Origin of the sequence: Corticimicrobacter populi (assembly GCF_003123725.1) — a bacterium.
GTDB lineage: Bacteria > Pseudomonadota > Gammaproteobacteria > Burkholderiales > Burkholderiaceae_B > Corticimicrobacter > Corticimicrobacter populi.
In genome coordinates, this window is record NZ_QETA01000007.1 from 133,766 (window position 1) to 146,711 (window position 12,946).

Consider the following 12,946-nt stretch of genomic DNA (forward strand, 5'->3'; position numbering starts at 1 on the left):
ACCCGCCTACATATCTTTATTCACCGTTGTCTTGATTAGAAGGCCGGAGCAATTATTTACAATTGACAATGGTCAAGTCATATAAATCATTTATTTTGTGAATCAACAAAAACTATTGATGCAAAAAGGAAATCCAACAAAAAATCAATAGACACAATATTTAATACCCATCAATTCCAATTAAAAACCCATGCGAAAAAATTAATCCTCTCGAAAATGATCCGGATCATTTCTCTTTGCCGAAGATCGCGCCCTGTGTAGAATCTGTGCCCATACCGTGCCCCAGGAGTCGTCCATGCTGCACCTGCCTGCCGAACTGATCCAGAAACTCTGCCCGACCGGCGTGCTGCGTGCCGCCATCAATGTGGGCAATCCGATCCTCGCCCACCGTGACAAAACAACCGGCAGCGTCTCGGGTGTCTCTATCGACCTGGCCCATGAGCTTGCCAGACGATTGGGTGTCGAGGCCGAACTCAGTGTCTTCGACACCGCTGCCGAGTCGGTAGAAGCGGTCTCCGGCAACCAGGCCGATGTCGGCTTCTTTGCCATCGATCCCAAGCGCGGCGAAGCACTGCTGTTCACCGCGCCCTATGTTCTGATCAAGGGTGCCTATCTGGTGCGGGAAAATTCTCCGATCCTGAGCATGGAAGAAGTGGACCAACCCGGCATACGGGTCGTGGTCGGCCAGGGCAGCGCCTACGACCTGCACCTGAGCCGTACGCTGGCGCACGCACAGATCGTCCGCGCACCCAGCTCTCCTGCCGTGGTCGATTTTTTCCTCAACAAAGGGCTGGATGTAGCCGCTGGCGTACGCCAGCAGATCGAAGCCGATGCCGTCCGATTGGGCGGGCTGCGCCTGCTGGATGGTCATTTCATGCAGATCCAGCAAGCCATGGGCACGCCACGCAGTCGGGGCGAAGGCGCAGCGGCATTCGTGCGCCGCTTTGTCGAGGATATGAAAAAACAGGGATTTGTCGCCGAAGCCCTGGCCCGCCACGATATCCGCGGTGCAGAAATCGCCCCGCTCGCATGATCGCCCTGATCCAGCGCGTCCTGCGGGCCCATGTCGATATCGATGGCGATACGGTCGGTGCCATCGGCCCCGGCCTGCTCGCGCTGATCTGTGCCGAGCAGGGCGATACGCGCCGCGAAGCCGACCTGCTGCTCGACAAGATCGGCAAGCTGCGGATCTTCAGCGACGAGGCTGGCAAGATGAATCTTGACCTGCGCGCCGTGCAGGGTGGATTGCTGCTGGTCAGCCAGTTCACCCTGGCTGCCGACACGCGTCGCGGCAACCGACCCAGCTTCACGCAGGCTGCGCCCCCCGAGCTGGGCCGCGAGCTGTATGAATACCTGCTGGAACGAGCCAGACAGGGCTTGCCCGACGTCGCAGCAGGCCGCTTCGGCGCAGACATGGCCGTGCATCTTGTCAACGACGGGCCGGTCACCATCCCGCTGCACATCCCGCCCTTGCAAGCCAGCATACCAATCAATACCAAATTGGTCTGACCAAAATATGAACAACGCTTTTAAAAACTAGTATTTACCCTAGTTTTGATGCAATGCGTTAGACCCGCCTCACTTTTTCTTCTAGAATTTTCCAACCAAAAATTCTTTTTGGTCAGACCAATCCATATCAAAACAGGTCATGACCTCGCACAGGAGACAACCCGTGTTCAGCCATTCATCCCCCTGTAGGGTGTAGACGCCGTTCAGGCATCCGCACACGCAATACATCCGCTCCTGCCTTGCACACCGGTCGCGCATCGTCGCGTACCCGCGGCGCGCATGCCCGGAGAGGCAATGACCTTTCATCAAATAAAAACCCAACCGGAGACATTCCGTCATGCAAGCCTGGCAGCAAGTCTATGATCCAGCAGGCAACATCTGGCTATCCAGCCTGGTGGCGCTGATCCCCATCGTCTTTTTCTTCCTTGCCCTTACCGTCCTGCGCCTGAAGGGCTGGGTCGCTGGCACCATCACCGTTGTCCTGGCGCTGGCCGTAGCCGTGCTGTTCTACCAGATGCCCGTCGGCCGGGCACTGGCTTCTGGCGTATATGGCTTCTTCTACGGGCTCTGGCCCATCGCCTGGATCATCGTCGGAGCTGTGTTCCTGTACAAGGTATCGGTCAAGACCGGCCAGTTCGACGTGATCCGTGAATCCATTCTGTCGATCACCGAGGATCAGCGCCTGCAGATGCTGCTGGTGGGCTTCTCGTTCGGCGCGTTCCTCGAGGGTGCGGCCGGCTTCGGTGCCCCCGTGGCCATCACCGCAGCCTTGCTGATGGGGCTCGGCTTCAAGCCGCTGTACGCCGCCGGCCTGTGCCTGATCGTCAACACGGCACCGGTCGCCTTCGGTGCGTTGGGTATCCCGGTCATCGTGGCTGGCCAGGTCACCGGCCTGGATGCCTTCCAGATCGGCCAGATGGCCGGCCGCCAGTTGCCGCTGCTGACGATCATCGTGCTGTTCTGGATCATGGCCATCATGGACGGCTGGCGCGGCGTCAAGGAAACCTGGCCCGCCGTGCTGGTGGGTGGCGGCTCGTTTGCCATCGTGCAATACCTGACCTCCAACTTCATCGGTCCCGAACTGCCCGACATCACGTCATCGATCGCCTCGCTGGTCTGCCTGACGCTGTTCCTCAAGGTCTGGAAGCCCAAGCGCATTTTCCGCTTCGAACATGATGCCAACGACACTACGGCCCACTCGACCACCGCTCCGGCTGCGGCTGCTACAAGCGCACATGCAGACACAGCCGCCGGCCATGCAGCTCCCGCACGCACGGTCGGTCAACTGGTCAAGGCCTGGTCGCCGTTCCTGATCCTGACCGCCATGGTGACGATCTGGAGTCTCAAGCCGTTCAAGCAGATGTTCGCTCCCGGCGGGGCACTGGAAAGCTGGGTCGTCTCGATCCCGGTCCCCTTCCTCGACAAACTGGTCGAAAAAATGCCGCCGATCGTGACGGCCGCCAGCCCCTACGCCGCCGTCTACAAGTTCGACTGGTTCTCGGCCACCGGCACCTCGATCCTGATCGCTGCAATCATTTCCATCATTTTGCTGCGCATGCGCCCCAAGGATGCCTTCTGCACCTTCGGCGAGACCATGAAGGAACTCAAGACCCCGATCTACTCCATCGGCATGGTGCTGGCCTTCGCCTTCATCGCCAACTATTCGGGGCTGTCGGCCACGCTGGCACTGGCACTGGCCCACACCGGCCACGCCTTTACCTTCTTCTCGCCGTTCCTGGGCTGGCTGGGCGTGTTCCTGACGGGCTCCGACACTTCATCCAACGCGCTGTTCGGTGCCCTGCAAGCAGCTACGGCACAGCAGATCGGGGTCTCGGATATTCTGCTGGTGGCGGCCAACACCACCGGCGGCGTGACCGGCAAGATGATCTCGCCGCAGTCCATCGCCATCGCCTGCGCCGCCGTGGGCCTGGCCGGACGCGAGTCGGACCTGTTCCGTTTCACTGTGAAACATAGTCTGTGCTTTGCCGCTATGATCGGCGTCATCACGACTCTGCAAGCCTATGTCTTCCCATGGATGATTCCCGGACACCCGTAAAAACCACCCGCCTGGCCGACCGCGTTGCCCATGAACTGACGCTCATGATCCAGACCCGCAACCTCCAGGCAGGCGACCGCCTGCCTGCCGAGCGCCAGCTTGCCAAGGAGCTGGATGTCTCGCGCACCTGTCTGCGCGAGGCCATCCAGAAGCTCAGCAGCCAGGGCATCCTGGTGAGCCGGCCGGGTGGCGGTACCTACGTGCAGGCCACGGCACATGACCGACATGACGGCAGCATCATGCACCCGCTGCTGCCGCTGCTCGAGAGTGATCCCGAGTATCGCTACGACGTGCTGGAAATCCGCCATGCACTCGAAAGCACGGCCATCAGCCATGCTGCGCTGCGTGCGACCGACGCCGACAAGGCACGCATCCGCGCCAAGTTCGACGCCATGATGGCGCGTCACGGCACCGATGCACCGATGGAGGAAGCCCGCGCCGATGCGTCCTTCCATATCGCCATCGCCGAGGCCTCGCACAACCTGGTGCTGATCCTGGTGATGCGCAGCCTGTTCGACCTGCTGCAGGCCAGCGTATCGCAGAACCTGGGCAAGCTCTATACCCGGCCCAATGTATACGAAACGCTGACGCAGCAACATCTGGCGCTGGTGGAGGCCATCGAGGCCGGCGACCCGGACCGTGCCCGCACCGCCATGCGCACCCATATCGATTTTGTTTACTCAACCCTGAAGACCATCGACGAGGATGAGGCCCGCCAGGCCCGCTCGGCCCGCCTGGCGGCCAAGCCGCAGGGCACCACGACCTCGCGATCGGCCAGAAAGCGACAACCATCATGATCATTTCCGCATCGACCGACTACCGCGAAGCCGCCCGGCGTCGCCTGCCGCCGTTCCTGTTTCACTATATCGACGGCGGCTCCTATGCCGAGCACACGCTGCGCCACAACGTCTCCGACCTGTCCGATATCGCCCTGCGCCAGCGCATCCTGCGCGACGTGGCCGCGCTGGACACCAGCACCGAACTGTTCGGACGCAAGATGTCGATGCCTGTGATCCTGGCACCGGTCGGCCTGACCGGCATGTATGCCCGCCGCGGCGAAGTGCAGGCGGCCCAGGCTGCCGCTGCGCGCGGTATCCCTTTTACCCTGTCGACCGTCAGCGTGTGCGATATCGACGAAGTGCAGTCGCAATCGCCCGATCCCATCTGGTTCCAGCTCTACGTGCTGCGTGACCGGGGTTTCATGAAGCATGCGCTGGAGCGCGCCAAGGCGGCTGGCATCACCACACTGGTGTTTACCGTGGACATGCCGGTTCCCGGCGCGCGCTACCGTGATGCCCACTCCGGCATGAGCGGCCCCAACGCCGCCATGCGCCGCTACTGGCAATCCGTGACGCATCCAGCCTGGGCGCTGGACGTCGGCCTGCAGGGCAAGCCGCACGACCTGGGCAATATCTCGCACTACCTCGGCAAACCGACGGGCCTGGAAGACTATATCGGCTGGCTGGGTGCCAACTTCGACCCGTCCATCGCCTGGAAGGATCTGGAATGGATCCGCGAGTTCTGGGAAGGCCCGATGATCATCAAGGGCATCCTCGATCCGGATGATGCCCGCGATGCGGTCAAGTTCGGGGCCGACGGCATCGTCGTTTCCAACCACGGCGGCCGCCAGCTCGACGGCGTGCTGTCATCGGCACGCGCCCTGCCGGCCATTGCAGACGCCGTCAAGGGCGATCTGACCATCCTGGCCGACTCGGGCATCCGCTCCGGTCTGGACGTGGTGCGCATGCTGGCACTCGGTGCCGACGGCGTGATGCTGGGCCGGGCCTATGCCTACGCACTGGCAGCAGCGGGCCGCGAGGGTGTCTCCAACCTGCTGGGTCTGTTCGAGAAAGAGATGCGCGTCGCCATGTCGCTGACCGGCGCACGCACGCTGGCCGAAATCACGGCAGATTCGCTCGCCTGATCCTCACCTCTCACGCACGCCCCGCCATGCGCATCGGCGACGGCGTGCATGCTCCCTTTTCCATCGACTGCCATGAACACGACTGCCCGTACTCCTGTGTCCGATCACGACCTGCTGCAGACCCTGCGCCAACATGTCGGCACCCATCATGTCCTGACCGACAGCAAGGCCACGCGCCGCTTCCGCAAGGGCTACCGCACGGGCGAGGGTGCTGCGCTGGCTGTCGTGCAACCCGGCAGTCTGGTCGAAATGTGGCGCGTCCTGCAGGCCGCGACCGCCGCCGGCCGCATCGTGATCATGCAGGCCGCCAATACTGGCCTGACCGGCGGCTCGACACCCGACGGCAATGACTATGACCGGCAGGTCGTCCTCATCAGCACCCTGCGCCTGCGCGGCATCCAATTGCTGCACGAGGGTCGCCAGGTCGTCTGCCTGCCCGGCGCGACACTGGATCGTCTGGAACAGACACTGCGCCCTCTGGGCCGCGAACCACATTCGGTGATCGGCTCCTCATGCATCGGTGCCTCGGTGCTGGGCGGCGTCTGCAACAACTCGGGCGGCGCGCTGGTACGGCGTGGCCCGGTCTATACCGAGCTGTCCCTGTATGCGCAGGTCGATGCCGAGGGCAGGCTGGCGCTGGTCAATCACCTGGGCATCAACCTGGGCGACGACCCCGAGACCATCCTGTCGCGCCTGGAAAAAGGCGAATACACCCCCGCCGACGTGCGCGACGACGCCGAGCGGGTCGCTTCGGGCCGCGACTACGCCGAGCGCGTGCGCCAGGTAGACGAACCTTCTCCCGCCCGTTTCAATGCCGACCCTCGCGGCCTGTACGAGGCCTCGGGCTCGGCCGGCAAGCTGGCGGTCTTCGCCGTGCGGCTCGACACCTTCGCCACCGAGCCCAGCACGGTGTTCTACATCGGCTCCAACGACACCGCCGACCTGACCGCCGTGCGCCGCCACATGCTGACGGCCTTCGACACGCTGCCGATCGCCGGCGAGTACATCCACCGCGATGCCTTCGACATCGGCAAAGAGTACGGCAAGGATATTTTCCTGCTGATCGACAAGCTCGGCACCGACAAGGTGCCGGCCGCCTTCGCCTTCAAGGGCAAGGTCGATGCCTTCTTCGAAGGGCTGGGCCTGCGCGGCGTCAGCGATCGCGTGTTGCAATTCTTCTCGCGCCTGCTGCCCGAGCACCTGCCCCGTCGCGTCCTAGCGTTTCGCCAGCGTTTCGACCACCACCTGCTGCTGCGCGTCTCGAAGACCGACGCCGACGCCACCCGCGCGTTCCTGCAGACACACTTCGGCACGACCGAAGGCGATTTCTTCGAGTGTGATGCAGAAGAAGGCCGCAAGGCTTTCCTGCACCGCTTCGCCGTTGCCAGCGCCGCCGTGCGTTACCGCGAAACGCATCGCCACAGCGTGGAGGACATCCTGGCACTGGACATCGCCCTGCGCCGCGACGACCGTGACTGGCTGGAAACCCTGCCGCCCGACATCGAGGAAAACTTCCTGGCCAAGCTCTATTACGGGCATTTCTTCTGCCACGTTTTCCACCAGGACTACATCGTCAAGAAAGGCCGCGATCCCATCGCCATCGAGCACCGGATGTGGAGCCTGCTAGATGAACGCGGTGCCGAGTATCCCGCCGAACACAACGTCGGCCACCTTTATCCGGCCAAGCCGGCGCTGCGCGAGTTCTACGAGCAACTGGACCCCAGCAACACCTTCAACCCCGGCATCGGCCAGACATCCAAGCTGTTCCGCTGGGGCAAAAAGATGGGGCCGGGCTGCGACTGCGGGCAGGTGCATTAAGTATCCAGTCTGACGACTCACTCGGAGACACACAACACGACGCTATTGTCCGCAGCAAATAATCAGGCCGTACAGCATGGTCACTTTCCCCCGCTGCCAATACGCTTGAACATCCAGCCGTGTGGCGGCCCCTGGCTGGGTGAGCGTTTTGGCGTCGGCCTGCATCTGGTCGGGCGGCCGGGAACAAGGCGGGCACTGTCTGAGCCCGCAGGGCGAGTTTGCCCGCCGCCCAGTTGCCCGACCAGAGGCAGGGCAGTCCCGAAGCGCAGCGCAGGGACCCGACGACGCACGCTCAACCAGCCAAGGGCCGCCACCCGGCGGGTCAGCAAGACACCAGCTCTTTAACACCCCCCAGAGAAAACACACTGGCAGCCCAACACCAACGATGGTATATTCTTCGACACACAGATAAACACAGACTCGAATGATCCACTCCATTTCCCGTTCCGTTCCGTTCTCTGGCGCCTGGTGGCGCTGGTGGCGTTCGCGTACCGGGCAATGACGATCCCGGTCGATGATGGCAGCCCTCACCGTGCCGTCTCCCGACCCAGCAGCGACATCGAAATTCCAGCCCGGAACCAAGCATTGGCCGGGCTTTTTCATATCTGTCCGGCCACCCAGACACCCACACAAGGCCGATCATGACAGAACTCGAATTCAACGCGCTAGCCGCCCAGGGCTACAACCGGATTCCCCTGGTGGCGGAAACCTACGCCGACCTCGACACGCCGCTGTCGCTCTATCTCAAGCTGGCTCACAGCGGCCCTCAGGCCGGCCGCATGAGCTGCCTGCTGGAGTCCGTGGTGGGCGGCGAACGCTTTGGCCGCTACTCCTTCATCGGCCTGCCGGCCCGTACCGTGATCCGCGCCAGCGGCACCCGGACCGAACTGCTGCGTGACGGGGTCGTCGTCGAAACCCATGACGGCGATCCGCTGGCCTTCATCGAGTCCTACCAGCAACGCTTTCGCGTCGCCCTGCGCCCCGGCATGCCGCGCTTCGCGGGTGGCCTGGCAGGCTACTTCGGCTATGACACGGTACGCCACATCGAGCCGCGCCTGGGACCGGCGGTCAAGCCTTTCCCGGCCGGTATGGAAGAGGGTACGCCCGACATCATGCTGCTGCACGTGGACGAACTGGCCATCGTCGACAACCTGGCCGGACGCATCTACCTGATCGTATACGCCGATCCGACCCAGCCAGAAGCCTGGAGCCGCGCCCGCCAGCGCCTGCAGGAACTGCGCGCACAACTGCGCAAGCCGGCCCAGGTGCCCTACAGCCAGCCCAGCCTGCAGACCGAACCGCAGCGCGACTTCAAGAAAGAGGACTACCTCGCTGCCGTGCGCCGCGCCAAGGAATATATCGCCGCCGGTGACCTGATGCAGGTCCAGGTCGGCCAGGTCATCGCCAAGCCATTCCGCGATGCGCCGCTGTCGCTATACCGTGCCCTGCGCTCGCTCAACCCGTCACCCTACATGTACTTCTGGAATTTCGGTGATTTCCAGGTGGTCGGTGCCTCGCCCGAGATTCTGGTACGCCAGGAAAAGATCGAACACGCGGACAGCCCTGCTGCCGATGGCACCGCCGAGGGAGAAAGCCGCATCACCATCCGGCCGCTGGCCGGTACCCGCAAGCGCGGCGGCACGCCCGAAGAAGACCTGGCGCTGGAAGCCGAACTCAAGGCCGACCCCAAGGAAGTGGCTGAACACGTGATGCTGATCGACCTGGCACGCAACGACGTCGGCCGCGTGGCACAGACCGGCACGGTCGAAGTCACCGACAAGATGGTGGTGGAACGCTACTCGCACGTCATGCACCTGGTGTCCAACGTCAGCGCCACGCTCAACCCCGGCATGAGCGCCATGGATGTGCTGCGTGCGGCCTTCCCGGCCGGCACGCTGACCGGTGCGCCCAAGGTGCGCGCCATGGAACTGATAGACGAACTGGAACCCGTGCGGCGCGGCATCTATGGCGGTGCGGCCGGCTACCTGAGCTACGGCGGCGAGATGGACGTGGCCATCGCCATCCGCACCGGCATCATCAAGAACGGCACCCTGTACGTGCAGGCGGCTGCCGGCATCGTGGCCGACTCGGACCCCGAAAAGGAATGGCAGGAAACGGAATCCAAGGCCCGCGCCGTGCTGCGCGCTGCCGAACAGGTCCAGAACGGCCTGGACGAATCCGTCTGACTGCGCCCACATCCAAGGAATCATCATGCTGCTGATGCTCGACAACTACGACTCGTTCACCTACAACCTGGTGCAATATTTCGGCGAACTGGGCGAAGACGTCCATGTGGCGCGCAACGACCAGATCACCCTCGAGGAAATCGAACGCCTGGCCCCGGCGCGCATCTGCGTCTCGCCCGGCCCCTGCTCGCCTGCCGAGGCCGGTATTTCCGTACCGCTGATCCAGCGCTTTGCCGGCAAGGTGCCCATCCTGGGCGTCTGCCTGGGCCACCAGTCGATCGGCGCGGCCTACGGCGGCGACATCGTGCGCGCCAAGGAAATCATGCATGGCAAGACATCGCCGATCACCCATGCCGGCACCGACATCTTTCGCAATCTGCCATCTCCCTTTACCATTACCCGCTACCACTCCCTGGCGATCGAGCGCAGCACCCTGCCCGATTGCCTGCGCGTCACTGCCGAAACCGCAGATGGCGAAATCATGGGCATCTGTCACAAAGAGCTGCCTGTCTATGGCGTACAGTTCCACCCCGAGTCGATCCTGAGCGAACACGGCCATGACCTGCTGCGCAATTTCCTGACCCTCTGAACGCAAAGATACCGGACAGTCCCATGAGCATCACCGTTACCGAAGCCCTGACCCGCTGCATCGAGCACCGCGAGATTTTTCACGACGAAATGCTGCATCTGATGCGCATGCTGATGCGCGGCGAGATGTCGCCGCAGACCGCCAGCGCATTGCTGATCGGCCTGCGCGTCAAGAAAGAAACCATCGGCGAGATCACGGCTGCTGCCCAGGTCATGCGCGAATTCGCAACGCCGGTCCGCGTGGCCGATCCCGACAGCCTGCTCGACATGTGCGGCACCGGCGGCGACGGCAGCAACACTTTCAACATTTCCACCACCGCCATGTTCGTGGCCGCCGCCGCAGGCGTGCGCATCGCCAAGCATGGTGGCCGCAGCGCCTCATCCTCGTCGGGCAGTGCCGACGTGCTGGAAGCGCTGGGAGCCAACCTGGCCCTCAACCCCGAGCAGGTCGCACAGTGCATCGCGGAAATCGGCATCGGCTTCATGTTTGCGCCCGCGCATCACGGAGCCATGAAAAATGTCGCCCCCATCCGCAAGGAGCTGGGCGTACGCACGATTTTCAACATTCTCGGCCCGCTCACCAACCCGGCAAGTGCCGCCAACCAGTTGATGGGTGTCTTCCACCCTGATCTGGTCGGCATCCAGGTACGGGCCCTGCAGCGCCTGGGTTCCAAGCATGTACTGATCGTGCATGGCATGGACGGCATGGACGAGGCCTCCCTGGGGGCCAGTACCCTGGTCGGCGAACTCAAGGACGGCCAGGTACGCGAATACCAGATCCATCCCGAGGACTTCGGCATGTCGATGGTATCGAACCGTTCGATCCGGGTCGGCAACCGCGAGGAATCCCGCGACCTGGTCCTGCAGGCACTCAACAACCAGCCCGGTCCGGCGCGTGATATCGTGCTGTTCAATGCCGGGCTGGCGATCTACGCCGGCAATGGTGCCCCCTCCATTGATGCCGGTCTGCAAAAGGCTGCCGAACTGCTGGAAAGCGGTGCGGCACGCGCCAAACTCGACGAATTCTGCAGTTTCACCAAAAAGTTCTGACCCCCCATGAGCGACATCCTGCAAAAGATCCTGGCCGTCAAGGCCGAAGAAGTCACCCAGGCACGGCTGCTGCGCAGCGAGGCCGACCTGCTGCGCGAGGCACAGGCACGCCAGGACGTGCGCGGCTTCATCCAGGCCATCGAGAACAAGATCGCCGCCGGCAAGCCGGCCGTGATCGCCGAGATCAAGCGAGCCTCACCCTCCAAGGGCATTCTGCGCGAGAATTTCGCACCGTCCGAGATCGCTGCCACCTATGCTGCCCACGGTGCAGCCTGCCTGTCAGTGTTGACCGACGTACAGTTTTTCCAGGGCTCGCACGACTACCTGCGCCAGGCTCGCGCCGTCTGCCCGTTGCCGGTGCTGCGCAAAGACTTCATGATCGATCCCTATCAGATCATCATGGCGCGGGCGATGGGTGCCGACTGCGTGCTGCTGATCGCCGCCGCACTCGGCCTGTCGCAACTCCAGGAGTTGGAAGCCTGCGCCCTGTCACTGGGCATGGATGTACTGATCGAGGTACACGATGTCGACGAACTCGACATCGCACTGCAGTTGCAGACCCCCCTTCTGGGGATCAACAACCGCAACCTGCGCACCTTCGAGACATCGCTGCAAACCACGCTGGAGCTGCTGCCCCGCATCCCGGCCGGCAAGCGCGTGGTCACGGAAAGCGGCATCCTCGCACCCGAAGATGTGCAATTGATGCGCAGCCATGAAGTGCATGCCTTCCTGATCGGTGAGGCCTTCATGCGGGCAACCGATCCGGGTGTTGCGCTGGCCGAACTGATGGGACAGGCCTGACGGACTGCCGCTTCATCTTTCACACCCGTGTCACAGACAGTTGCCTTGCTGCATTTCCGAGAAATGGGCAAGGCAACAATAGATCCATCAATCTCGACTACCTTGAACGACAAAGACCGGTGCGGGTGATTTCTTTGTCGCCATCGTCATAATTGATACCCACCCGCTCTCCCGACAGGGATGCGATTTTTCCGGGGTACCAGGTGCCCTGATTCTGGTAATTGCATTCGACTCGCGTCCCCACCATCCAGTTGTAATGCCGCACTCTGCTGGCAGGCAGGATTTCGGTATCTCCATCATCGTACAGAACAATTACCTGCCCTCCGGAGGTGCTTTGAACAATACCCGGATACCATCGCCCGGCCCCCTGGAAATTACCCAGCACCCAGTCACCCGCTGTTTGGGCACCAGCAGCACCAGAACCGAACACCGCAGCAAAAGCCACCAAAAATATGAATATGGGATTCCGCATCATTCAGCAACCTCCATTAAAAAAGCACAAGGCTGCCATTCTAAGGACGCCGGAATTTCCAGAAAATCCCTGAAACTGGGTATTCAGAACACGCGATCAACAAAACCAGCAGAGCAGGCACAGAATAAAAATTCCTCCGGCACTGCCCTGTCTGATCCAACGTTTACACGTTCTCAGATTGCCGCGCTGACGATGATTTCCACCAGCAGTTCCGGACGGGCCAGCCTGGCCTCGCAGGTCGCGCGCGTCGGCAAGGCACTGCGGTCGGCCCACTCGCCCCAGGCGGCATTCATGCCGGCGAAATCGCGCTCGATGTCCTTGAGCCAGATCTGCACGGTCAGCAGGCGCGACTTGTCGGTCCCGGCCTGGGCCAGATAGCCGTCGATCTTGGCCAGCACGTCTCGCGTCTGGCCCTGGATATCGGCCTTGCTGTCCGAGGCGGTCACGCCGGCGATGTGTGCCACGCCACCATGGATCACGATACGGCTGAGGCGCTCGTTGCTGTCGATGCGCTGGATGGCTTGTTGTGTCATGTTGTAGTA

At 62.4% G+C, this 12,946-nt stretch carries 12 protein-coding genes; 10 read left to right on the plus strand and 2 right to left on the minus strand.

Going from position 1 to position 12,946, the window contains the following annotated elements:
* The first annotated feature begins 295 nt into the window (after positions 1–295).
* From DD235_RS14805 to trpC, 10 genes are all read left to right on the plus strand, one after another.
* A complete protein-coding gene (locus tag DD235_RS14805) occupies positions 296–1,033 on the plus strand; it encodes an ABC transporter substrate-binding protein (RefSeq protein WP_109062866.1) in 738 nt (245 codons plus the stop codon).
* Positions 1,030–1,509, plus strand: coding sequence for a D-aminoacyl-tRNA deacylase (gene dtd / locus DD235_RS14810; protein WP_109062867.1), 480 nt, complete (start codon positions 1,030–1,032; stop codon positions 1,507–1,509). Before DD235_RS14805 ends, dtd begins: the two co-directional genes overlap by 4 nt.
* A 337-nt stretch (positions 1,510–1,846) precedes the next feature.
* Entirely contained in the window at positions 1,847–3,565 is a 1,719-nt protein-coding gene (gene lldP / locus DD235_RS14820; RefSeq protein ID WP_109062869.1) for an L-lactate permease, read from the plus strand.
* Positions 3,541–4,362 (plus strand): transcriptional regulator LldR, encoded by an 822-nt coding sequence (lldR, locus tag DD235_RS14825; protein WP_109062870.1) that lies wholly within the window; start codon positions 3,541–3,543, stop codon positions 4,360–4,362. Before lldP ends, lldR begins: the two co-directional genes overlap by 25 nt.
* Positions 4,359–5,489, plus strand: coding sequence for an FMN-dependent L-lactate dehydrogenase LldD (lldD, locus tag DD235_RS14830; protein WP_109062871.1), 1,131 nt, complete (start codon positions 4,359–4,361; stop codon positions 5,487–5,489). The genes lldR and lldD overlap by 4 nt, the downstream gene beginning before the upstream one ends.
* Before the next feature lie 72 nt (positions 5,490–5,561).
* On the plus strand, positions 5,562–7,307 hold the full coding sequence (gene dld / locus DD235_RS14835; protein WP_204524262.1) for a D-lactate dehydrogenase: 1,746 nt from the start codon (positions 5,562–5,564) through the stop codon (positions 7,305–7,307).
* A gap of 641 nt (positions 7,308–7,948) precedes the next feature.
* Positions 7,949–9,493 (plus strand): anthranilate synthase component I family protein, encoded by a 1,545-nt coding sequence (locus DD235_RS14840; RefSeq protein WP_109062873.1) that lies wholly within the window; start codon positions 7,949–7,951, stop codon positions 9,491–9,493.
* Positions 9,494–9,518: 25 nt separating this feature from the next.
* Positions 9,519–10,082: an aminodeoxychorismate/anthranilate synthase component II gene (locus DD235_RS14845; RefSeq protein ID WP_109062874.1), complete on the plus strand. Its 564-nt coding sequence runs from the start codon at positions 9,519–9,521 to the stop codon at positions 10,080–10,082.
* Positions 10,083–10,105: 23 nt separating this feature from the next.
* Complete coding sequence (gene trpD / locus DD235_RS14850; protein ID WP_109062875.1) at positions 10,106–11,131, plus strand: anthranilate phosphoribosyltransferase; 1,026 nt, start codon at positions 10,106–10,108, stop codon at positions 11,129–11,131.
* A gap of 6 nt (positions 11,132–11,137) precedes the next feature.
* A complete protein-coding gene (gene trpC / locus DD235_RS14855; protein ID WP_109062876.1) occupies positions 11,138–11,932 on the plus strand; it encodes an indole-3-glycerol phosphate synthase TrpC in 795 nt (264 codons plus the stop codon).
* A 97-nt stretch (positions 11,933–12,029) separates the two neighbouring features.
* Here trpC and DD235_RS14860 read toward each other — a convergent pair whose 3' ends face one another.
* Positions 12,030–12,407 (minus strand): tudor domain-containing protein, encoded by a 378-nt coding sequence (locus DD235_RS14860; RefSeq protein WP_204524256.1) that lies wholly within the window; start codon positions 12,405–12,407, stop codon positions 12,030–12,032.
* A 170-nt stretch (positions 12,408–12,577) separates the two neighbouring features.
* On the minus strand, positions 12,578–12,937 hold the full coding sequence (locus tag DD235_RS14865; protein WP_109062877.1) for a RidA family protein: 360 nt from the start codon (positions 12,935–12,937) through the stop codon (positions 12,578–12,580).
* Positions 12,938–12,946 lie beyond the last annotated feature (9 nt).